This window comes from Rhodobacter capsulatus (assembly GCF_052363175.1).
Lineage (GTDB): Bacteria > Pseudomonadota > Alphaproteobacteria > Rhodobacterales > Rhodobacteraceae > Rhodobacter > Rhodobacter capsulatus_D.
Genome location: NZ_CP198946.1, coordinates 1,512,560 through 1,532,808, shown reverse-complemented (window position 1 = coordinate 1,532,808; position 20,249 = coordinate 1,512,560). Strand labels below are relative to the sequence as shown.

General features: G+C 64.4%; 23 protein-coding genes and 1 pseudogene. 19 read left to right on the top strand and 5 right to left on the bottom strand.

The window, feature by feature from the left end; translation table 11 throughout:
- The gene (locus tag ACTTAI_RS08565; RefSeq protein WP_444455310.1) at window positions 1-531 is read left to right on the top strand and encodes a three component ABC system middle component; all 531 of its coding nucleotides are present in this window, start codon (window positions 1-3) and stop codon (window positions 529-531) included.
- Complete coding sequence (locus ACTTAI_RS08560; protein ID WP_444455309.1) at window positions 528-2,468, top strand: DUF3732 domain-containing protein; 1,941 nt, start codon at window positions 528-530, stop codon at window positions 2,466-2,468. The genes ACTTAI_RS08565 and ACTTAI_RS08560 overlap by 4 nt, the downstream gene beginning before the upstream one ends.
- Window positions 2,469-2,607: 139 nt before the next feature.
- On the opposite strand, the gene ACTTAI_RS08555 is transcribed toward ACTTAI_RS08560, so the two are convergent.
- Window positions 2,608-3,879, bottom strand: a complete 1,272-nt coding sequence (locus ACTTAI_RS08555) for a Shedu immune nuclease family protein (RefSeq protein WP_444455308.1) — start codon at window positions 3,877-3,879, stop codon at window positions 2,608-2,610.
- A 942-nt stretch (window positions 3,880-4,821) separates the two neighbouring features.
- On the opposite strand from ACTTAI_RS08555, the gene ACTTAI_RS08550 reads away from it, so the two are divergent.
- The 5 genes and pseudogenes from ACTTAI_RS08550 (at window position 4,822) to ACTTAI_RS08530 (ending at window position 9,520) form a co-directional block, all read left to right on the top strand.
- Window positions 4,822-5,049, top strand: coding sequence for a hypothetical protein (locus tag ACTTAI_RS08550; protein WP_444455307.1), 228 nt, complete (start codon window positions 4,822-4,824; stop codon window positions 5,047-5,049).
- A 115-nt stretch (window positions 5,050-5,164) separates the two neighbouring features.
- Window positions 5,165-7,009, top strand: a complete 1,845-nt coding sequence (gene tnpC, locus ACTTAI_RS08545) for an IS66 family transposase (RefSeq protein WP_444455306.1) — start codon at window positions 5,165-5,167, stop codon at window positions 7,007-7,009.
- A gap of 701 nt (window positions 7,010-7,710) precedes the next feature.
- Complete coding sequence (locus ACTTAI_RS08540) at window positions 7,711-7,887, top strand: hypothetical protein (RefSeq protein WP_444455305.1); 177 nt, start codon at window positions 7,711-7,713, stop codon at window positions 7,885-7,887.
- 379 nt (window positions 7,888-8,266) lie between these two features.
- Window positions 8,267-8,523: pseudogene (locus tag ACTTAI_RS08535) on the top strand (transposase); the annotation flags it as partial.
- A 64-nt stretch (window positions 8,524-8,587) separates the two neighbouring features.
- Window positions 8,588-9,520: an IS5 family transposase gene (locus ACTTAI_RS08530; RefSeq protein ID WP_444455304.1), complete on the top strand. Its 933-nt coding sequence runs from the start codon at window positions 8,588-8,590 to the stop codon at window positions 9,518-9,520.
- A 197-nt stretch (window positions 9,521-9,717) separates the two neighbouring features.
- On the opposite strand, the gene ACTTAI_RS08525 is transcribed toward ACTTAI_RS08530, so the two are convergent.
- The gene (locus ACTTAI_RS08525; RefSeq protein WP_444455303.1) at window positions 9,718-10,236 is read right to left on the bottom strand and encodes an SOUL family heme-binding protein; all 519 of its coding nucleotides are present in this window, start codon (window positions 10,234-10,236) and stop codon (window positions 9,718-9,720) included.
- A 225-nt stretch (window positions 10,237-10,461) separates the two neighbouring features.
- Between ACTTAI_RS08525 and ACTTAI_RS08520 the strand changes: the two genes are divergently transcribed.
- Together ACTTAI_RS08520 and ACTTAI_RS08515 are read left to right on the top strand one after the other, a co-directional pair.
- Complete coding sequence (locus tag ACTTAI_RS08520; protein WP_444455302.1) at window positions 10,462-10,848, top strand: hypothetical protein; 387 nt, start codon at window positions 10,462-10,464, stop codon at window positions 10,846-10,848.
- 52 nt (window positions 10,849-10,900) lie between these two features.
- Window positions 10,901-12,019, top strand: coding sequence for a DUF3734 domain-containing protein (locus ACTTAI_RS08515; protein ID WP_444455301.1), 1,119 nt, complete (start codon window positions 10,901-10,903; stop codon window positions 12,017-12,019).
- Window positions 12,020-12,092: 73 nt separating this feature from the next.
- On the opposite strand, the gene ACTTAI_RS08510 is transcribed toward ACTTAI_RS08515, so the two are convergent.
- Window positions 12,093-12,806 carry a response regulator transcription factor gene (locus ACTTAI_RS08510; protein WP_444455300.1) on the bottom strand — a complete coding sequence of 238 codons (714 nt, stop codon included), beginning with the start codon at window positions 12,804-12,806 and terminating at the stop codon, window positions 12,093-12,095.
- Between the two features lie 309 nt (window positions 12,807-13,115).
- Between ACTTAI_RS08510 and ACTTAI_RS08505 the strand changes: the two genes are divergently transcribed.
- The 3 genes from ACTTAI_RS08505 (at window position 13,116) to ACTTAI_RS08495 (ending at window position 15,555) form a co-directional block, all read left to right on the top strand.
- Window positions 13,116-13,661, top strand: coding sequence for a DUF1269 domain-containing protein (locus ACTTAI_RS08505; protein WP_055212748.1), 546 nt, complete (start codon window positions 13,116-13,118; stop codon window positions 13,659-13,661).
- Between the two features lie 110 nt (window positions 13,662-13,771).
- The gene (locus ACTTAI_RS08500; protein ID WP_444455299.1) at window positions 13,772-15,196 is read left to right on the top strand and encodes an HAD-IC family P-type ATPase; all 1,425 of its coding nucleotides are present in this window, start codon (window positions 13,772-13,774) and stop codon (window positions 15,194-15,196) included.
- A complete protein-coding gene (locus ACTTAI_RS08495) occupies window positions 15,112-15,555 on the top strand; it encodes a cation transporting ATPase C-terminal domain-containing protein (RefSeq protein WP_444455298.1) in 444 nt (147 codons plus the stop codon). Before ACTTAI_RS08500 ends, ACTTAI_RS08495 begins: the two co-directional genes overlap by 85 nt.
- Before the next feature lie 35 nt (window positions 15,556-15,590).
- Here ACTTAI_RS08495 and ACTTAI_RS08490 read toward each other — a convergent pair whose 3' ends face one another.
- A complete protein-coding gene (locus ACTTAI_RS08490) occupies window positions 15,591-15,986 on the bottom strand; it encodes a PRC-barrel domain-containing protein (RefSeq protein WP_444455297.1) in 396 nt (131 codons plus the stop codon).
- Window positions 15,987-16,142: 156 nt separating this feature from the next.
- A complete protein-coding gene (locus ACTTAI_RS08485; protein WP_444455296.1) occupies window positions 16,143-16,538 on the bottom strand; it encodes a hypothetical protein in 396 nt (131 codons plus the stop codon).
- A 420-nt stretch (window positions 16,539-16,958) separates the two neighbouring features.
- Here ACTTAI_RS08485 and ACTTAI_RS08480 point away from each other — a divergent pair, with 420 nt between their 5' ends.
- The 7 genes from ACTTAI_RS08480 to ACTTAI_RS08450 all read left to right on the top strand — a co-directional run bounded on the left by ACTTAI_RS08480 (window position 16,959) and on the right by ACTTAI_RS08450 (window position 20,156).
- Window positions 16,959-17,123, top strand: coding sequence for a DUF3309 family protein (locus ACTTAI_RS08480; RefSeq protein WP_444455295.1), 165 nt, complete (start codon window positions 16,959-16,961; stop codon window positions 17,121-17,123).
- A gap of 52 nt (window positions 17,124-17,175) precedes the next feature.
- Window positions 17,176-17,454 (top strand): hypothetical protein, encoded by a 279-nt coding sequence (locus ACTTAI_RS08475; protein ID WP_444455294.1) that lies wholly within the window; start codon window positions 17,176-17,178, stop codon window positions 17,452-17,454.
- 10 nt (window positions 17,455-17,464) lie between these two features.
- Entirely contained in the window at window positions 17,465-18,076 is a 612-nt protein-coding gene (locus tag ACTTAI_RS08470) for a DUF1523 family protein (RefSeq protein ID WP_444455293.1), read from the top strand.
- A gap of 22 nt (window positions 18,077-18,098) precedes the next feature.
- Window positions 18,099-18,311 (top strand): hypothetical protein, encoded by a 213-nt coding sequence (locus tag ACTTAI_RS08465; RefSeq protein WP_444455292.1) that lies wholly within the window; start codon window positions 18,099-18,101, stop codon window positions 18,309-18,311.
- A 292-nt stretch (window positions 18,312-18,603) separates the two neighbouring features.
- On the top strand, window positions 18,604-18,795 hold the full coding sequence (locus ACTTAI_RS08460) for a hypothetical protein (protein ID WP_141516573.1): 192 nt from the start codon (window positions 18,604-18,606) through the stop codon (window positions 18,793-18,795).
- A 72-nt stretch (window positions 18,796-18,867) separates the two neighbouring features.
- Window positions 18,868-19,374, top strand: a complete 507-nt coding sequence (locus ACTTAI_RS08455; protein WP_141516574.1) for a hypothetical protein — start codon at window positions 18,868-18,870, stop codon at window positions 19,372-19,374.
- Between the two features lie 122 nt (window positions 19,375-19,496).
- Window positions 19,497-20,156: a BON domain-containing protein gene (locus ACTTAI_RS08450; protein WP_444455291.1), complete on the top strand. Its 660-nt coding sequence runs from the start codon at window positions 19,497-19,499 to the stop codon at window positions 20,154-20,156.
- Window positions 20,157-20,249 lie beyond the last annotated feature (93 nt).

The following is a 20,249-nucleotide window of genomic DNA, read 5'->3' as shown; positions in this document are numbered from 1 at the left end:
GTGGCTTCGCGCTGGAATTTATCGTGGCGCGATCGCCCTCCTGAGGAGGCGGCGCTTTTTAACCCCGCTTTCTGCGGTGAACTGATTGCTCGCGCCACCAAGGATTATGAACAGATCCGCTCGGCGGCGTTTCCGCTTCCTTTGGGCTTTGTGGTCCTCCCCTTGGTGTTGCACCCGCCAACTCTTGCCGCGTTACCTGGTCGGGCGAACACAACCATGGCAACCTGGTCGGCAAACAATGAGGCGCTCCTAGCCGAACTGCCGGAGCGTACCCTGCGTCTTAGACCGATCAGCCGTGAAGCCCTGCTCTTCCTCACGCAACATCGAGCCCTGACGGTAGATGATCAGGGGCTACGGACGGGTGAGAAGCCCATAAGACTTTCTGCGAAAGTCGAGGTGACTACGCCAGCTGTCGACGAGATTCGCCGCGCAGCCAGTCTACTTGGCCGATGGTTCGCCAGCCAAGGCGCGCGGCCCCAAATCCACCAGACGACAGTCCAAATCCTCCAGACTATGGGAGTTGCGCCATGATCCTGCAGCTGCGCGCGGTCGCAATCTATTCCCACGACGGAGAGCGGCGAGACATTGAGTTCGCTCTTGGCCGACTGAACATCGTCACCGGAGCCTCGAAAACGGGCAAGTCGGCCTTGCTCGACATCGTCGACTACTGCTGGGGCCGCGGCGAATGCACTATTCCAGAGGGCGAGATCCGGCGCAGCGTGTCCTGGTTCGCCATCCTGCTGGACCGCGGCGGAGAAGGTATTCTGATAGCCCGGCGCAATCCGGGTCCAGCCGGCAGGGCCAGCGACGAGATCTATTTCGAGCGCGGAGTGGCAGGATTTCCTAGCACCCCTCAGCCCTTCACCAAGAATGTTACCGCCGATGGTCTGCGCACCCGGCTCTCGATGGTATTGGGCATCGCTGAGAACAAGCACATTCCAGAAGCTGGATCGACCCGGGCGCCGCTGGAGGCATCGGCCAGCCAAGCGATCTTCTTTTGCCTTCAAGCGCAGGATGAAATAGCAAGCCGCCGCCTGCTTTTCCATCGTCAGGGTGAACAGTTCATACCCTCACACATCAAGGACACGCTGCCATACTTCGTGGGCGCAATGGGCGAGGATCATTACCTGCAGCGCATGCGTTATGACGAGGCTCGGGCGCGCCTGCGTAAGCTTGAACGCGACTATTCTGAAGCTCGCGCGTTGGCAAATGAAGAATCCACCACCGCCCAATCGCTTCTTCAGGAAGCAAAGCGGGTTGGCTTGTTGCCCTTCGATGCCTTCGCCGACACGCCAGCCGACCTGCGCGAACTTTTGACTACCGCTGCGGCTCCCCGCGAGCTTGCCTACGCGCGCAATGACGACCCGGCATCGGACCTAACAGACCTGGAAAATCGCCGTCGGCGCTTGCGCGGTGAAATGCAAGAGGTGCGCGAAGAGATCGCCGATGTCCAACGGCTTGAACGAGAGGCGTCGGAATTTCAGGTTGAGGCTCGGGAGCAGGAAGCTCGCCTTGCCTCGATCGGCTTGCTTACTGACGACAGCGGCGACGCGGAAACCTGCCCGCTTTGCGACAGCCACTTGGCAACCCCCATCCCATCGGTCAGCGAAGTTCGTAGATCGCTCACATCGCTTGAAGGCCAGCTACGGTCAGTGCGCCGAGACAACCCACTCCTCCAAGCCCGACAGGCGGAGCTTGAAGCGCGTCGAAACGCCCTCGACGTACAACTGAGAACCGTCCAAGCCGATATTCTCGCGAGAATAGCAGAAAATGAACGGCTCAGGGTCGAACAGGATCAGTTCACCGAACAGGCTCGTGTCGCAGGTCGTATCGGCTACTATCTTGAGAATGCTCGGACTGTCACTTCCGACGACGGCATTCGACTGGCGATTGCACGGGCAAGAGCCGAGGTATCCGAACTCGAACAGCTCCTAGATCAGGAGGCGCTAGAAGAACGGCTTACCACCGCCTTAAGCCTAGTGGGTCGCGATCTCACACGGTACGCGCGCATGTTAAACCTTGAGCATGGCGACAATGCGCTGCGACTTGATCGGAAGAATCTCACGGTTGTCGCGGACACGATCGATGGTCCCTTGGCTCTTCCGCAGATAGGTAGCGGTGAAAACTGGGTCGGCTATCATGTCGCTGCGCACCTCGCACTCCATGGGCTGTTTCGTGCTCGAAATCGGCCGGTCCCCGCATTCCTGATACTCGATCAGCCGTCTCAGGCGCATTACCCGCCTGAACGGGACGTCGGGGAAATTGACGGCAACAGTGACGAGGACCAAGCTGCAGTCGCTCAGTTATACAAGCTACTCTACGACTATTGCACAGAGCACTATCCAAACATGCAGATCATCGTAATGGACCATGTCGAATTGCTCGAGGACTGGTTCAGAGAAGCCATGGTCCAGCGCTGGCGGGACGGCATCAAGCTGGTGCCTGTAAGCTGGCTGCGGTCGACCTAGCCTCGACGGCCGTGAGGGCCTCATTGTCGAGCGGTTCTCCACTCTTCTCCACCAGCGCGCGGAGGTCCATCATAGGTTTGGTCGTCGGGTCTGGACGCGACCAATTTCAGGGCGATACGGCAGTCTCACGCGCCGCGCCCTATGTCCGCGCTTCCACAGCTTGCGCATCTGCTCGCTGGTGCAGCGACGCGATAATGTTATTCAACCTGCGCAGCAGGTCGTCATAGGTCAATATATCGATCACGTTGGCGTACTTGCGCTTGATGATTTCCAGATCGAGCTGCTGGCTGGCATCCAAGGCCTCGGCCCCGTCCGGCCGGCGGTCCCGGCCGAGGATGATCATCGCCTTCGGATTCGTGATGCGGATTCCCATTCCCGACGGCAGCTTCGAGGCATATCTGTCTGAAAGCACCTTCTCGCCAACCACGCCCCATTTCGAAAGATGGAACAAGTATTTCTCCGCTTGCATGATGCTGCCCGAGAGTTCCTTGGTGGGGATGTAGTTGTCCCGATACTTCGTCCGGCCCATCAATGCGTCGTCGAAGGGCTTCTTAACCTCGATGACGTCGATGTTTCCAGCAGCATCGATCAACGCGAGGTCGATGTAGCGATCCTTCGTCGCCCCCGAAACCGAATATGCGTCGACGATCTTTACGTTGAACAGCACGGCAACATATTTAGGAAAGATCAGCAGCAAGAAGTTGACGATCATCGCCTGCCAGTCGCGTTCGGATCGCGCAGTGCCATCCCGCAACCACCCCGTGATGGTGTCACGGATGAAGACGTACTTTTCGATCTCGGTTTGGAGCAGCTCGGGCTGGGCCAGCGTTGCGGTCGTCGTCGAACGCCGGCGGTTCAAATAAGCTTCGTAATGCGCTCGCGCATCCCTCAAGGGGGTAATGTAGTCTCCGATCACACTCGCTACCCTGGCTGCGGCGTACCGGTTGAGTTCCCCGGTATTGGGGAATTTGCTCAAAAGCGTTTGGAAGTCCGGAATCGGAATAGCGCCTTCCCGACTGCCGCCAACAATGATGGGCTGATCCGGCGCGACGAGATCAGCGATCTTCCTGAAAATTGAGATATTACGCTCGGCGACGAAAACCTTGCGCTCCAATCGCAGTCCATCGTCAATGATGAGTACGGGGTTATCAATGTCTAATATCCTGCCCTTGATGTGGAAGTACCCACCACGGCGCGCTGCAAAGCGAAACCGATACTCGAAATCTTCGAAGTCATTTTCTTGGTCTCCCTGGTCGGGCTCGGAGGCCAAGTCTCGACGCTCGAAGTTGAAGACCTTACTAAGGGTGACTCTCCCATGGTCCCGCAGTTCACGCCAAACCCATCCATTGTCTCGCTGGTCAGCGCGGTAGGTCAAGACGACATCCGATGCGGAAATCTCGAAATCAAACAAGTTTTGCCCCCATGCCAGCAGCGCCAGATAAATTCACTGAAGTATAGGCGGGTGTAAAGGAAGCCTGCATCCGAAGCCATGCCGCATTGCCGTCGCCAGTTCACCGGAGGCCCTGTGTCTTCACGCGGATCGTGTCGATGTGCCGGTCGGGAATGTAGATGTCCTGCGCGCGAAGACCGCGCGGGTCCGGGCCAGAGCCACCATGAGGCAAGTGATCACCGAGCCACCCTCCGCCATCCCGGGACGATATCTCAAACGGAGTGAAGCGCAGGGAGGTCCGCCCACGATACGCACCAAGACCGGCTTTGATCCGACACTGAACGGAAAAGGCGCGCCCGGAAAAATAGTCGCCACAATCTCGGTAACGAAATTGTGAGGTCGGCTATTTCGGAGAGGCTTAGGACCCTCGACGGCGGCACATCTGCAGCTCGGCGACTTCATCCCGGATTTGAATGAAATGAAAAGCCGGGCCCGCCTTGTCAAGCCCCCGGAGCCGCGGGAATTGACAAGAAAATCCGACCGTTGCGGCGAGCCCACATCGGTTTGGCCGACGAAAACGGGCTTGATCGCCCCGGAATTTGTGCCTTATCTCATCACCATGATGACCCAGAACACGCATATCACCCCGGCCGCCTCCCGGCTCATACGCTGATCCTTCCGGATCGGACGTGGGGTTTCGTGTCTCGCATCGTTGCTCTCCTGACCAACTTTTCGCCCCGAATCACGCCCGTAAAATCGGACGGCGCGCGGCTTGAAACGGTCATCGAGAGGCTCTCTTGCCGCCCGAGCGCCAAAACTTTGTGAGGACCGTCCCGAAAGGGACCCGGAATTCGCAAGGTTTCAGCACCCCCTCCGACCCGGTTCAGACGCCGCGCAGCCCGCTTTCGGGGGCTGCCGGTCGTAGAGCGGGATCAGTCGGACACAAGACCTGAGGTGGCGAAAATGAACGGCGAAGCGAAAAACGAAGAAAAAGACGGAAAAGGCATCAAGTGCCTGTTTATCAACGATTTCTTCCGTTTTGAGCGATCTCGCGCTATGACTCTGCCGGATCCTCGCCCCCATCCTGGAGATCGCAATGACCTGCACCTGACCCCTGAAAACGAAAACGCCGGGATGTTGGCGCATCCCGACGTGGACGTGATGTGGAAGGCCGAAGCCCACCAGAATTGACAACTGGTTCATAGCATTTCCTGCGGCTCGCCGCAAGGAAACGCCCGGCTTCAGCTCCCCTCGAACCGGACCCTACGACAGCAAGAGAAGCATCGCTTCGGGCGCGTTTTTTCGCATGTCCGAGGGCTGGCCTCGTCATGCCTGTCGATCGTGTCCGCCTCCCACGGACCGCCCGACCCGGGCGGCTCTGCCCCGAAGAATGAGGACACCGGAAATGGCTGACAAAGACCAGAATGACAAACCCCTGAATGGCGAGATCCTGCCGCCCGAGGACACCGCCCCCTTGATCGCGCAAGAGACCGTCCAGACCGAGGAAACGGTCGAGGGCGAGCTCAGCCCGATGGGGGAGATCATCACGGAAATCACCGATTTGCTGGCCGCGCTGCCCGGCGACTGCGCCGAGATCAAGCATGGCATCGAGGAGTGCCTGATCGACGTACATCTGGAATTCGAAGACGTGGTGTCCCGCGAGAGCATCGCCCGGCGTCAGATCGCCACCCTCAAGCGGAGCCTGCGCCAAGAGAAGGAGCAGGCGAAGCTCCTGCGCCACAAGATCTTCGTCGGTGGATCGGACAACAATTACCAGGACATCGAGGACGGCACCCTCGATCTGCCCGACGACGACATCGACGAGGAGGAAGAGACGCCGAAAGCGCGCAAGGGCAAGCAGAAGCGGAAAATGCCCAAGGACATCAAGACCATCGAGATCAAGCATTATCCGGAGCAGACGCACTGCCCCTGCGGGGGCGAGCTGAAGGAGATCGGCCACTGGATCTCCACCCTGCTCAGGGTCATCCCGGAGCATTACGTGTGGGAAAAGCACATCTACTTCCGCTGCGCCTGCAACCGCAGCGCCGCCTGCAAGGAGCACAAGCCCGTGTCCGCACATGCCGAGGGCTTCATCGGCCGGAGGCGCACGATCACGCCGAGGACCGTGGTGGAGGCGGTCTGCCAGAAATTTTACGAACACTCGACGCATTACCGCCAGCGGCGTCGACTGGACAACGCCGGGTTCAACGTGGCGCGCCAGACGCTTAGCCGCAACGCGACCCACATCGCGGGGTTTCTGGAGCCGGTGTGCGATGAAATCTGGCGGCACGTGACCAGCGGACATGCGGCGCACATGGACGAGACGCCGTTGCGCACCCAGGCCAAAGGGGGCTGCGAGACCACCTGGCTCTGGGGGCTGTGCCGCGATGAACGTGGCTGGAACAAAGAGGCCGAACCGGCGGTTTATTTCGAGCACGACGCCTCGCGTGGCGGGCATGTCGCGGAGCGCATGCTCGAGGGCGCGCTGATCGACACCCTCCAGATCGACGGCTGGAAGGCCTATAACCGGATCCGCCGGGTGCCGGGGCAGAACGACGGGGTGGAGATCGCGCGCTGCATGGCGCATGCGCGCCGCAAGGTCTCCGACAGCCAAAAGGCCGCGCCGAGCACCCTTGCGAAACGCGTGATCAAGGGGCTCAAGGCCGTCTATGAGGTCGAGGAACGGGTCTATGGCTGCCCGCCCGAGGAGCGCCAGGCGCTGCGCCTCGCCGAGGCGCTGCCGGTCCTCGAAAAGATCCGTGCGGACCTGCTGCGGGTCGAACCCGATCTGGCCAAGGGCAGCCTGAAGACTGCCGTCAAATACTTCCTGAGCGGCTGGGAGGATCTGACCCGGTACGTTTATGACGGCCGTCTCGCGATCGACAACAACCCCGTCGAACGCTGCATGCGCGGGATTGCCCTTTCGAAAAAGAACTCGCTCTTTGCCGGCAACCTCATGGCTGCGAAGAACTGGGCCATCTTCTATTCCTTGATCGAGACCGCGCGCCTGAACGGCGTCGACCCTTTCCGCTATCTGAGCTGGGTCATCGATCAGATCGAAAAGGGGCGTGAGCTGACCGATTACAGCCAGCTGATGCCTTGGCATTACAAGGCCGCCAACGAGGCCCCGTCGCAAGGCAAGGCGGCCTGACCTCGCCCCTGATCGCCGCCTTCGGGGCGGCGATCCCACCCCCCGCGACAAGCGGATATCGTGTTTTGAGCCGGGCCCCGGGATCGGGGTGCCGGCCAAAAGCCGTGCGCGCTCGCCTTCTGCCTTCCCACGCGCCGCGTTGCCCGTGCCTCCCGGCTCCAGAGCCTTTCTCACGCTCCCCGACACATTTGACCGCCGCCGCGCCCACCGCAGGGCCTCGCATGGAAGGCGCGCGCCGGTCGCGCTCATTTCCATTCCAATTTGCGCCCCGCAGGCAGGCCGACACCCCGTCCGGTCTGCGGGAACAGCACCGCCATCGTCCCGTATGAGGGCCGAGGGGGGCGGAATCCGCGTGGCGACAGCCCGCTACACCGGTCTCGAACTGACCGTAGCCGGTTCGCGCTCCCCAACTCCATCACATCCTGAGCGCCGCAGGCGGTCCGGCATGCCGTCGGGTCCGCAGGAGCATCACTGCCATCGCCCCGTATGAGAGCTGGGCGCGGTATCCGTGACCCGCGGCAGCGGTCCCGAACCCGGCGCTCAGCCGGTCGGCGCCCACCTCCACCACCGTTCCGATCATCGCTCGATTCGACCCCGGGCGCGGAATTGCGCCAAGAATCTTTCCGCTCAGGGGCCGAAAATCGGGGTTTATCGGGCCGATGCACCGCTTCCGCTCCGAACAGTCGCGCCGACATCAGCGCGTGCTGGACATCGCCAGCGGCAAGCCGCAACTCCTGCGAAAGAGTGGCGATGATGCCGATCTCGATTTCGAGCGGGATCTGCTGGTCTACAGCGTCGCCGGGATGGCCTGCCCTCTGTTCGAGGTCATGCCAATCTCGATAACCGCAGGCCCTCGCAACATGGCCCTGGCAATGTGAAAGCGACAGGCCCGAGGCTGCGCCAAGGAGTTTCGCGGCCTTCTTTGGCCGCGCCATCGAACGAAAACGGATGCGCATACTGCTTCCCATGCAGCGCCTGAAACTAGCGGGTCCACTCGGCCGGTCGGCACTGACTGGGTTCAGTTGACGACTTGTCTCGCCTGCCCGGAAGGCTTCGCCAATGTGGACGGCACGGGGGCACTCCGTTGCACGAATCTGGGCGTGACACGGCAAGCTGTCAAGGGCGTATCCAGTCATTAGTTCGGCCTGAACAACCGCGAAGTCCTTAATTTCGCGTGCGGAACAGGCGGTTTTTCTCGCCATCCGCTGCAGGGTTTCGTATGATTCCGCTCGAAACCCTGCAATTTCGGTTCGCCGCATGAAGCATCGCGCCCGCCCGCCCGAACAAGACGACCTGCTGCGCCCGCGTCTGATCGACATGATCGACCCGCGCCACGAACTGGTGAAACTCGCCGCGTTGATCGACTGGGAGGTGTTCGAGAGCCAATGGTCCGGTTCTTCCCCTCGGGCACCGGCCGCCCGGCGACGCCGCCCCGGTTGGTCGCCGGACTGCTCTATCTGCAGCACACGTTTCGGCTCTCGGACAAGGCGGTGGTCGCGCGTTGGGTCGAAAACCGGCTCTGTTGCACAAATCGCGTGAGGGATTCATGTTGTGAATCCAGCGTGGTAGCTGGGTAGCATGAGCAAACCGACACCCCCGACCTACAAGACCCGGAACTGGTCGAGCTACAACAAGGCGCTCAAGCTCCGCGGCTCGCTGACGATCTGGTTTGATCCTGCGATGACCTGGGAAGCCGCGCCGACCGGCAAGCGCGGGCGGCAGCCCGCCTATGGCGACGCTGCGATCCAGAGCTGCCTGACGATGAAGGTGCTGTTCGGCATGGCGCTGCGGCAAACGACCGGGTTCGTCGAGAGCCTCTTGCGACTGATCGGCCTGGACTGGGCCGTGCCTGATTTCAGCACGCTGTCGAGGCGCCAGAAGACCCTGAAGGTCAATATCCCCTATCGTGGATCGGACGGCCCGTTGCACCTGCTGGTCGACAGCACCGGGATCAAGGTCGAGGGTGAAGGCGAGTGGAACGCCCGCAAGCATGGCGGCGCCAAACGCAGGGTCTGGCGCAAGATCCACATCGGGATCGACGAGAAATCGTTGGAAATCCGGGCGGCGGAGTTCACCACCAGCGACGTCGGCGACGCCCCCATGCTGCCCGAGTTGCTGGACCAGATCCCGACGGAGCAGGAGATCGCCACCGTTACCGCCGACGGCGCCTTCGACACCCGCAAGTGCCACGACGCAATCGCCGCCCGCGGTGCCGCAGCGATCATCCCGGCGCTCAAAAACGCCAAACCATGGAAGCCGGACACCGCCGGGGCGGTCGCACGCAACGAAATCCTGCGCACATCGAAGCGCGTCGGGCGAACCATCTGGCGACGATGGAGCGGCTATCACCGCCGAAGCCGTGCAGAGACCAAAATGCACTGCGTGAAGCTATTGGGTCAGCGCTTGTCCGCCCGGGACTTCGACCGTCAGGTCGCAGAATTCCAGGTCCGTGTCGCCGTCATCAACGGCTTCACCGCGCTCGGAACGCCCATCACAGAGGTCGCGCGATAGGTCTGTCTGGGGAAGGGGAAGGCTGGTCAGAAGCAGATTTGTGCAACAGAGCCGCCGCGCCCTTGTCATGCGAGGCGGCTGCCACGCCGACGATCAGGCTGGCGTTGGAAACGATGCCATCGTTGGCAGCCAGCTCCGCCTCCCGCAGCCAGCCGATGGGTGACACCAGATGGCGCGCGACTTGCGGCGCGACAGCATCAGGCAGGAACTGCCACCGGACACATCACCTCATTGCGGCGCAGGAACCAAGGGATCCACGGCGGGTCATAGCGCGCGATCGAGGCCGGGCCGGTCGGCACCAGCCCTCGGGTTTTCAGGGTGGACATCAGGCGCGCCATCTCGGCCGCCACCTTCGCCTCTCCGGTGAGCCCGGAAAATCGCCAAACGGCCAGCCGCGCCGCAGGGATGGCGCGCAGGATCACATCGGCCTCGTCGGGCTTCGGCAGATCGGCGAGCGCGAGGCGACCCGGCATGGTGAAGCGCACCAGCCAGTCTCCCGCCCCCGGGGTCTGCGTGACCGGGGCGGTCATCGCGATCTTCTCGCGCCGGGTATTGGCACCGAAGATATACCCCGCGAGCCTGCGAAAGCCCCTGCGCCCGGCCGCCTGCTGGTCGCCGATCACCGTGACCTCGGCCACCACCATCGGCGCGTAGTCGCGCAACTCGAACGCGCCATCCTTCAGAGCGAGGGTGAATTTCGGTTCTTCGATGGTCATGGTTCGGGCCCTTTCTGCAAGCCAGCCGTTGTCGCATGATGCCACCGGTCCGCGCTGCGGCCTAGTGTCGGAAACTACCCGGTTGCGGCTCTCGCTTGAGTAGTTTCCGAAGCTGCCGCCCCGAAACGCCGCAGGCTACAGTCCGGATGCGTCATCCGTCCGGGCTTCCCGGCCGCGGGCGGTGGCGCGTTGTCGACTGTCCCCTTCAATCTGCAAAGGTGCCGCATGAGCAAATCGCAAACCGTTCTGGAACAGACACGTCAGGATGCCCAGGCGCTGCAACACAAGATCAGCGCCAGCATCAGCCGGGCAGAACAGGCGACCTGGGCCGATGTGGAAGCCATTCAGGCCGATGTGAACGCCTTGGGGGCGCGGATGAAGACCCTGGCCGTCGGGCAGGCGGACAAGGCGCAGGACGAGATCAGGATTGCGATTTCCCGCCTCGAAGCCGCCGGGCGGCTTGCCGAAGACAAGGCCGCCGACGGCGTGAAGAATGCCCATTCCGCCCTGCTCGACAGCGCCAGAAAGGCGAGTGACAGCCTTGGCGCGGCCATTGTCGAGGCACGCACGCGGCTGGCGCGGATCATCGAGCCGAAGGGCGTCGGCGAATGATCGTGGCGGCGGTGCCTTGCCCGCGACCCGCGGGACACGGGAGCGCTGAGCGATGACCGTTCCGCCGGACGAGATGCCGGTGCTGGTGCTGCAGGGCGGCGGGGCTCTTGGGGCCTATCAGGCCGGTGCCTTCGAAGAGTTGCAAAAGGCCGGGCATTGCCCGGCTTGGGTGGCCGGAATGTCGATCGGCGCGATCAACGCCGCGATCATCTGCGGCAACCCCGGCCCCTTGCGGGTGCCCCGGCTTGCGGCATTTTGGGAAACCGTCACCAGCCAGCTGACCGGACGGCCGATGGTCTTTTCGGCGAAGTCGCGCAACCTGTTTTCCGAAATGGCCTCGGCGATCGTGCTGTTTCAGGGCGTGCCCGGGTTCTTTCGGCCGCGGTTCCCCTTTGCGGGGATCGGCGCCACGGGCGCGCTGCGCGGCGTCAGCTATTACGACACCGCGCCCTTGCGCGCCACGCTTTGCGATCTGATCGACTTTGACTATCTGGCCGAGCGCGGCCCGCGGTTGAGCATTGCCGCCGTCGATGTCGAGACCGGCAATTTCGCCTGGTTCGACAGCGCCCGCGACCGGATCGGGCCGGATCACGTCATGGCAAGCGGGGCCCTGCCGCCCGGTTTTCCCGCGATCGAGATCGACGGGCGGCATTATTGGGATGGCGGGCTCGTCTCGAACACGCCGCTGCAATATGTGCTGGAGAATGCCGGTCCGGCGCCGCTGTGCATCTTTCAGGTCGATCTGTTTCCGGCGTGCGGGGCCCTGCCCGGGGATCTCTCCGAGGTTGCCGAGCGCGAGAGGGACATCCGGTTTTCAAGCCGGACCCGTCTGACCACCGATCGCTTTCGGCAATTGCAGGCGATCCGCGCCGCAGCCGACCGGCTGGCGCTGAAACTGCCCGAGCAGATGGCGGAGGACCCCGATCTGATGTTCCTGCGCCAGTCCGGCCCGCGCGGGGACGTGACGCTCGTGCATCTGATCCACCGCGCCGAGACCTTCGAAAGCCATTCGAAAGACTATGATTTTTCGCGACTGACGATGCTGGGCCATTGGGCGGCGGGCCGGGCGGATGTCAGCCAGACCTTTTCGCGAAAGGCCTGGAAAGCGCGCGGCGCACCCCCGTCGGGCTTGCGGATCTTCGATCTGGGGATCGGCAGCAAGGAGATCTGATCGGCGCCTTGCCGCCGCGCGCTGGCCGCTCCGGGGCCGTTAGAGGCGCGCGATCGGGACTTTTGCCTTGCGCTCACGCCTCCGGCACAGAGCCGGAACGCCAATCCGTGCTGCGCGCCGAGCCAAGCGCAATCCGGGCCAGGGCCGGCAAGGATGTGGCGCCGGTCTGGCGCATCACCGCGGCGCGGTGGTTTTCGACCGTGCGCTGGCTGATGCCCAGATCCACGGCGATGTTCTTGCTCGGATACCCCGCCAGAACAAGCTCCATCACCTGCCGTTGCCGTGCCGTCAGCTCCGACAGACGCGGCGACGCCTGCCCGGCCTCCGCTGCCGGGCCCTGCGGCAAGAGCAGCACGATCACCCCCGACACCGCCCCCGCGCCGCTCGGATGCGGTTGCAGGTTGCACCGCCAAAGCGCCCCATCCCGGCCCGCGGCAAGCCTTGTCCGGGGCTGGCCCGCGCGGCAAACCGCCGCCAGTTCGGCAATGGGAACCGTCGGTCCCCGGGCCTGCGGCCCGAGCATTGCGGCGCTCCGCCCCAGATCGTCCTCGCCGATGCCCCAGACCGGCATGGCCGCCGTGGTGAAGTCGCGCAGCCGCAGGTCGCGACCAAAGAGCAGGATCGGCAGGTTCAGGCTGCGCAGGACCGAGGTCATGGCCTCGGTTGCGGCGATCTGGCGGACCAGCAAGCTGCGCAGGATCAGGTTCTGCTTGGTCATCCGCGCGCCCTCGGCCTCGGCGTCGCCCACAGTGCCCCGGTCGGTCGGACGCGATGTGACAGGTGACATGACTTTGCCCTTTTCTGCGCGAAGCCCCGGGTCGAGGCCTGGCGGCAAGATAGCCCCGTTGCGCCAAGACGTCTTAACGTGGGTCAGCCCGGTGCTGAGTAGTTTCCGACCCTGCCCCCGCGGGCGGCGCCGCGCTACGCTTCCGGCCGGGGTGCCTGTGCCCTTTCGCGCCCGCCCGCGTCCGTCGCAAGATCGTGGCCGACACGGGCGGCACCCCGGAGATCCCTTTGCCCAAGGCCGCAGGCCAAAGAGATGTTGTCAAAAGTCCGCCTTGCCGGAATGGCGGCGGGCCAGCCAAGGAGCGTAAAAATGTCGGAACTCATCGTCATCGGTCACGACAGTGTCGAACAGGCCGAAGCCGCGCGCACCGCCCTGTTCGCCATGGTGCGCGAAGACCTGCTGGAGGTGACCGATGCGGTCGTCGCCACGGTGGATGCCAAGGGCACGATCCGGCTGCATCATATGGTCGATTTCTGGACGCTTGGCGCCGGTGGCGGCGCGTTCTGGGGGCTTCTGGCGGGGCTTCTGGTCCTGCAGCCGATCGCGGGCATGCTGCTTGGCGCGACCGCGGGGGCGCTCTCGGGGGCGATGACGGATTTCGGCATCAGGGACGAATTCATGCGCGAGGTCACGGCGACGCTGGCGCCCGGCAAGGCGGCGCTCTTCGTGCTGCTGCGGGTCTCGGCCTCGGACATGGTGATCGCCCGGCTTGGCGAAAGCGGCGGCAAGATCCTGCGCACCGATCTCGACCCCGCCGCCGAAGACCGCCTGCGCGCGACCTTTGCCCTGGCCCATGCCGAAGCCGCCAAGGTCAAGACCGCAAACCCGGTCCCTACACCCGAGCCCGCGGTCTGAAAGACCCGAAAACGGCCCGCAGACCCCCGAAGCTGCGGCGGCGCTGATGCAGGTCAATGTCGGCGCCACCGGCGGATCGCTGACTGACGGACCGTTGAAAGGTCCCGCCCATGCGCAAGCGTTCCTCTGACGACCTGTCCCGAAACCTGCGGCCCGAGGGTCCGCCTCTTGCGGCCGGGTTGACCGCGGCCGAGGCCGCCCGGCGGCTGCGCGCCGAAGGGCCGAATGCCCTGCCGCGCCCGAGACCGCGCGGGGCGGTGCGTCTGGTTCTGGATGTGCTGAAAGAGCCGATGCTGAGCCTGCTTCTGGCGGGCGGGGCGATCTATCTGCTGCTGGGGGATCGTGCCGAAGGGGCGATCCTGCTGGCCTTTGCCGGGCTTTCCGTCGGCCTGACCGTGGTGCAGGAGGCGCGGACGGAACGCGTGCTTGACGCGCTTCGCGATCTGACCAGCCCGCGGGCGCTGGTGATCCGCGACGGGCAGCGGCTGCGCATTGCCGGGCAGGATCTGGTCCGGGGCGATCTGATCGCGCTGAGCGAAGGCGACCGGGTGCCCGCCGATGCGCAGCTGCAACCGGGGGCGGAGCTGACCCTCGACGAGTCGCTGCTGACTGGCGAGGCGGTGCCGGTGCGCAAAAGCGCCGCCCGCGCCACGGCGCGGGTGTTTTCGGGCACGCTGGTCGTGGGCGGCAGCGCCGAGGCGCGGGTGATCGCCACCGGAGCGGCCAGCGAGATCGGCCGGATCGGCACCTCGCTGGCGCTTCTCGACCCCGAAACCCCGCATCTGCAGCGGCAGATGCGGGGGCTGGTGCTGTGGTTCGCGCTGCTTGGCGGGGCGGTCAGTCTGGGGGTGGTGGCGCTTTATGGCATGACCCGGGGCGGCGACTGGCTGCAGGCGCTGCTGGCCGGGATTGCGGTCGGCATGTCGATGCTGCCCGAGGAATTCCCGATGGTTCTGGCGGTCTTCATGGCGATGGGGGCGTGGCGGATCTCGAAGGCGGGGGTTCTGACCCGCCGCGCCAGCGCCATCGAGACATTGGGGGCGGCCAGCGTGCTTTGCACCGACAAGACCGGCACGCTGACGGAAAACCGGATGACGATCGCTTCCCTGCAGCTGGCCGATGGCAGCGCATGGGACGCCGGTGCCGCGCTTGCGCCCGCCTTTCAGGGGCTGGCGCAGGCGGGTACGCGCGCCTCGGCGCCCGCGCCCTTCGACCCGATGGAGACGGCCTTTCATCGCCTCTCGCCGCTGGGTGCGGGCAGGCTGATCCGTTCCTATCCGCTCAGGCCGGAGCTTCTGGCGATGACGCAGGTCTGGCGGCAGGGCGATGCGGTCACCGCCTATGCCAAGGGCGCCCCCCGAGGCGATCGCGGCGCTCTGCGGTCTCGCCCCCCGAGACCCTGCGCGCGCAGGTGGACCGGCTTGCCGCGACCGGGCAGCGGGTGCTGGCGGTGGCGCAGGCCGAGACCGAGGCGGCCGCGATCCATCTTGGCGCGCCGCATTTCGGCATGGCAGAGGCGCAGACCCGGGCGCTGAGCTTTGCCGCCCTGGTGATGACGATCCTGGCGCTGATCCTGGTGAACCGGGCGCGCTCGGCCTCGGTCCTGACCGCCCTGTCCAGACGCAACCGCGCGCTTGGCGTGATCCTGGCGGCGGTGATGACGGTTCTGGCGCTGGTCTTGGGGGGGACGCAGATCCGCACCCTGTTCGGCTTCGCCTTGCCCCCCGGCGCGGCGCTTGCAATGCCCTTGCTGGCGGGGGCGGTCGTTCTGGTGCTGCTCGAACTCTTCAAGGCCGCGTGGTCGCGGTTCGTGCTTGCAAGATCCTCGGCGGTTTCATGGCAAGCGCAAACCGACGCGACACGCGTCTCCGATCCGGACAGGCTGGACAGATGATAAAGGCCCCCTTTCGGGGGCCTTCAGGCGTTTTCTTACGAGCCGAAGGTGAAATTCGGCAAGGCCTTGAGCGATTCCTTGGTGGCGCCGTGCAGGGTCAGTTTCTTGCCCATCAGTTCCAGCGCGCTGCCCGCGACCACGACGTGATGCGCGTTCATCCCCAGAAAGCCGCCGACTGAGACCACCGCATAGGGCACGGTGCCCGAGGTGGTGACGATCATGTCTTCAATCGTGCCGACCTTTTCGCCCGCGTCGTTGTAGACATCGGCCTTCAGGATCTCCGAGGCGCGATAGCCGGTGGCCAGCACCGTGGGATCGACCTCGGTCAGGGTGACCGTCGTCGGCATCGGGGTTTCGGCGCGCGCGGGCAGACCGCCCGCAAAGCCGATGGCAAGAAAGGCGGTCGTCAGCAAAATCGCACGATACGTCATTGGAGTATCCTTCATGAAAGAGAGAGGGATCGGGCAGAGATCCTCCACCCGATGGGGTCGGCGGCAAGCGGTCGGGGCCGCCGCAGTGTCCGGCAAGGCCGGAGACGGGCCACGCTGCCCGGGACGCAAGTGCGGGCGGCGTGGCCAGGGACCCGGTCAGACCGGCTCCTTTTTCGGCGCGATCGCCGCCGCCGCACGGGTGCGCAGATCCGAGATCGTTTCCTTGGTGGCCTGCGCCGCGTGCTGGGCGCCCTCGCGCAGCGACGCCCCGGCCGCGTTGATCCCCTCGCGGACCTCGGTCACCTTGTCTTCGGCCTGCAGGGCGGCGACGCCCATCCGATCCTTGGCCCGGTCGATCTCGGCCCGGACTTCCTGGGTCCGGGTCTCGACGACGGTCTGCATCCGCGTGACGAAGCCCTCGGCCTCGACCTGGGCTTCGGCCAGCTCCGCCTTGGCGGAACCTTGCATCTTTTCAATGTAGTCGCTGATCTGGTCGTGAAGGTCCTGCACCTCGGCGCGGATCTGCTCCAGACGGGTCGCGGGATCGCTCATGGGTATCACCTTTCGCAGTGAGGGGGGATCGGGCGCTCTGGCCCGGCGCGAACAACGACCGGCCCGGCGTCACGCGGGTCAGGAGGGGTGCCCCTGGCAGGCTGCCTCGTTCCGGGTCGATCGTTGCCGCTGACACGCCCGCCCCCGATGGGTCCGATCTTGCGATGTGGGGCAGGAACGGGCGCTCGACACAACCCTAGCGAAAGCTCGGGGCGCGGCCATTACCCATGTTAGTGCTGTCGGTCGCTTTTCGGATCACAACGGAAAACACCCCCGTCCCGTTGCGCCCTGCGCGCCCGGGCCGGGCCCGATCCGTCCTGAGAGGCGCGTCCCGCGCCGCGACGGACTCCGAACACAGGGTCGAAGCCGACCCTTTCCCATCATGCAAGCAGGCTAAACAGCCTGACTGGAGGCACGATCATGTCTGTTGGAACCCTTCTGATCATCGTTCTGGTCATCTTTCTGCTCGGCGGCTTTTCCGGCCGATTCGGAGGCTACGGTTATGGCTATGGCCATGGCGGCATCGGCGTGCTCGGCGTGCTGCTGATCGTGCTGGTCGTGCTGGTGCTGACCGGTCGGCTCTGACCCCCAACGCGTCCCCCTTCGGGCGGACGAAAACCTGCCGGGAGGGTATGGAATGTATGGATTTTTCACCGGAACGATCGTCGGATTTCTGGTCCTGTCACTCGCCTATGTGCTGGTTTCGGCCTATGAACGCTCGCTCAAGCGGCAGAGTCTGGAAAGCGATTTCGACGCCGCCGTGACCGAGGGCGCCGATGTCGACAGCCGCTCGGCCTTCATCGCCGAAGGGATGGCGGATTACGACGTCAGCCTGAAGAAGCGGCTTTTGCTGCTCATCTACATCATCCCGATGATCGCCGTCGCGGTCACCGCCTATGTCGTCAACCTTCTTTAGGAGCAAACCCATGTGGACGAAGCTCAAATGGTCCCTGCGCGGCGGTGCGGCGGTGCTGGCCATCGCGGTGCTGCATTACAACCTGCCGCATCACGACGTGGTGCGGATCACCAACACTTACAACCGCCAGACCACGATCGGTGCGAACTGGATGTTTTTCGCCGGGGCGGAAACCCCTGCCGCCGGGGTGGAAAAGCGCGACATCCGCTTCATCGAGGCGGTGCGCCCGAATGGCGAGGTCAGCGTCTATCGCAACGAGGACACCGGCTGGGTCTGGCCGCCCTATTTCAAATATGACAGCTCCAACCTGCAGGCCGAGGCCTCGAACGCGGTCTCGACCAAGGAGGCGCCGCAATGGGTGGTGATCACCCATTACGGCTGGCGCACGCCGTTCTTTTCGATCTACCCGAACGCCGTCAATCTTTACCCCGTCGCCGGACCCGATGTCACGGTCTTTCCCTGGATCAATCTGATCCTGCTCGGGCTGCTCGGGCTCGGGGCGGCGATGGTGGTGCGGATGTGGCGGCAGTTCAAGCGCCGCATGTTCGGACCGAAGTCCGAAAAACCCGAGGATCCGGACGTGCTTGCGCCGATCCCCTCGGCCCTGCCGCCGCAGCTTTGACCCCCTTGAAGGAGATGATGTCATGTCGATCCGATCCAGCTTGTTGACCCTCACCCTCGCCCTTGCCCTCGCGGGCTGCATGGAAAACGACGCGCAACGCGGCCTTGCCGGGGCGGCAGGGGGCGCGGTGATTTCCGGCGCGACGGGCGGCAGCCCGGTCACCGGGGCCGTCGTCGGCGGTGCCGCGGGCTATTTCTGCCGCGATCTGAACGTGCCGGGGTGCCGCAACGGCTGAGCCCCTCCGGCCGGGTCCTTCGGGCGTTCGGTTCCTCCCCCCGCAGCCTGCTGCGGGGGGAGCCGTTTTTGGCGCAGGCTCCGCGGAAAGCCGCGCATCCTGCTTTCGGGCAAACCTGCATCAGGATGCGACTCGGGGGGATGGAGCAGAGTGCGTCATGGCAATCGAATACCCGCTTGCCATGGTCTCTGCCCTAAGCCCTGCAGGCTGCACTCCGTGACGGATAATTCCATCACCTTGCGGAGATCTGCGCAGCCTGTCGCCGCGGCAGATCGCACAAAGGACCACGCCGATGACCGCCAACACCACCTCGAACAGCGCCGACCGCATCAAGACCGTCAAGGCCGCCTGGGACAAGGCGCCCGACGGCCCGAAGAAAGAGGCGGCGCTGAAGCACTACCAGGCCGCCGAAAAGGCACATACCGCCAAGGATGACGCGGGCGTCACCAAGTCGCTCGACGCCGCCGTGGCCGCGCTGGCCTGACCTGACAGGTGCCGCCCCGGTGCAGTTGCCCGGGGCGGCGCATGTGTCCCCTTACCAGAACCGGAGAACCCCATGTCACGCCTTCTGCCTGTCCGCCTCCTGACCGTTGCCACGCTGATCGTGGCGACTTTTTCCACTGCCGCCGTTGCATCGGATGATCGGAAGGTGAGCGCGATCGACGTGCAGATCGATCTGGCCGCGCTGTCGAATGCCGCCGCCGCCAAACACTACGCCACGATCGAGGCCGATCTTGAAAACGCGCTGACAAGCCGCCTCGTCGATCGCACCGACAAGGACGGTCTGAAGATCACCGTCGATCTGTCGGAATTCGAGCTGAGCAATTCCTGGAAGGAAGCGATGAACCTCGCCGACACCCGGCTGGTGGGCATTGTCAGCTTCACCGATGCCAAGAATAATTCCAACTTCGACAACTGGCAGCAGACGGTCGATGTGAATTCGACGGCGAAGTTCCTCCCCGAGGGGACGGAGCTTTCCAAGCTGAAACCCGACAGCGACGTTTATTACAAGGCGATGATTGCGTCCTTCGCCGATGCCGTGGTGCAGCGTCTCGACCAGTGACGATGCCTCCCCCGGCTGGCCCCGCGCTGACGCGGCGCCGAAGCCGGGGGATTACACGATCTGCGGCGGACATGACCCGCGTGATCCCCGGGCGTCCGGCACCCATTTCAAGGAGCGATCCGATGCATTCCGACCACAGCGTGAAAACCGAAGTGCTGGCAGAACTGGCCTGGGATCCGATGGTGAAGGACGACCAGATCGGCGTGACCGTCCGGGACGGTCTGGTGACGCTGGTGGGCCATGCCGACAGCTACTGGCAGAAGCGCGCGGCGGAAACCGCGACCGCGCGCGTCAAGGGCGTGCGCGCGATCGTCGAGGAAATCGAGGTGCGGCTGCCGGTGCATGTGCAGCGCAGCGATGACGAGATCGCCGCCGCCGCGGTGAACCGGCTCGACTGGGACGGCGCCGTGCCGACGGGGGCGGTGAAGGTCCAGGTCGAAGATGGGGTGATCACGCTCAAGGGCATGGTCGATCACCAGTATCAGCGCGCGGCGGCGGTGCATGCGGTGCAGCCGCTCTGGGGCGTGCGCGGGGTGGCCGATCAGATCCTGATCCGCGATGCGCAGCGCAAGCGCGCCGACGCGCAGCAGATCAGCGATGATATCCGGAAGGCATTGAACCGGGGCTGGTTTGCCGCCGACACCGTGCATGTCGAGACGAAGGACGGCACGGTCACGCTGTCGGGCCGCGCCACGACGCTGCGCGACCGCACGCTGGCCGTGTCCACCGCCTGGGCCGCGCCCGGCACCGTGGCGGTCGAGAACCACATTCGCATTGGGTGACATTTCTTGCCGATGCGATGCCCCGTCCGCCCTGTCATCCGGGGCGGGCGGGTCGCGACGGCCGGGCGAGCCGCGGACCTGCGCCGCATTCCG

Coding starts and splice junctions, on each gene's coding strand:
- ACTTAI_RS08460 (WP_141516573.1), top strand. CDS start 18,604: ATGACCGCCAACACCACCTCGAACAGCGCCGACCGCATCAAGACCGTC.
- ACTTAI_RS08515 (WP_444455301.1), top strand. CDS start 10,901: ATGACCGTTCCGCCGGACGAGATGCCGGTGCTGGTGCTGCAGGGCGGC.
- ACTTAI_RS08475 (WP_444455294.1), top strand. CDS start 17,176: ATGTATGGATTTTTCACCGGAACGATCGTCGGATTTCTGGTCCTGTCA.
- ACTTAI_RS08490 (WP_444455297.1), bottom strand. CDS start 15,986: ATGACGTATCGTGCGATTTTGCTGACGACCGCCTTTCTTGCCATCGGC.
- ACTTAI_RS08465 (WP_444455292.1), top strand. CDS start 18,099: ATGTCGATCCGATCCAGCTTGTTGACCCTCACCCTCGCCCTTGCCCTC.
- ACTTAI_RS08480 (WP_444455295.1), top strand. CDS start 16,959: ATGTCTGTTGGAACCCTTCTGATCATCGTTCTGGTCATCTTTCTGCTC.
- tnpC (WP_444455306.1), top strand. CDS start 5,165: ATGTCCGAGGGCTGGCCTCGTCATGCCTGTCGATCGTGTCCGCCTCCC.
- ACTTAI_RS08510 (WP_444455300.1), bottom strand. CDS start 12,806: ATGTCACCTGTCACATCGCGTCCGACCGACCGGGGCACTGTGGGCGAC.
- ACTTAI_RS08550 (WP_444455307.1), top strand. CDS start 4,822: ATGAACGGCGAAGCGAAAAACGAAGAAAAAGACGGAAAAGGCATCAAG.
- ACTTAI_RS08505 (WP_055212748.1), top strand. CDS start 13,116: ATGTCGGAACTCATCGTCATCGGTCACGACAGTGTCGAACAGGCCGAA.
- ACTTAI_RS08450 (WP_444455291.1), top strand. CDS start 19,497: ATGCATTCCGACCACAGCGTGAAAACCGAAGTGCTGGCAGAACTGGCC.
- ACTTAI_RS08485 (WP_444455296.1), bottom strand. CDS start 16,538: ATGAGCGATCCCGCGACCCGTCTGGAGCAGATCCGCGCCGAGGTGCAG.
- ACTTAI_RS08560 (WP_444455309.1), top strand. CDS start 528: ATGATCCTGCAGCTGCGCGCGGTCGCAATCTATTCCCACGACGGAGAG.
- ACTTAI_RS08500 (WP_444455299.1), top strand. CDS start 13,772: ATGCGCAAGCGTTCCTCTGACGACCTGTCCCGAAACCTGCGGCCCGAG.
- ACTTAI_RS08455 (WP_141516574.1), top strand. CDS start 18,868: ATGTCACGCCTTCTGCCTGTCCGCCTCCTGACCGTTGCCACGCTGATC.
- ACTTAI_RS08520 (WP_444455302.1), top strand. CDS start 10,462: ATGAGCAAATCGCAAACCGTTCTGGAACAGACACGTCAGGATGCCCAG.
- ACTTAI_RS08470 (WP_444455293.1), top strand. CDS start 17,465: ATGTGGACGAAGCTCAAATGGTCCCTGCGCGGCGGTGCGGCGGTGCTG.
- ACTTAI_RS08525 (WP_444455303.1), bottom strand. CDS start 10,236: ATGACCATCGAAGAACCGAAATTCACCCTCGCTCTGAAGGATGGCGCG.
- ACTTAI_RS08530 (WP_444455304.1), top strand. CDS start 8,588: ATGAGCAAACCGACACCCCCGACCTACAAGACCCGGAACTGGTCGAGC.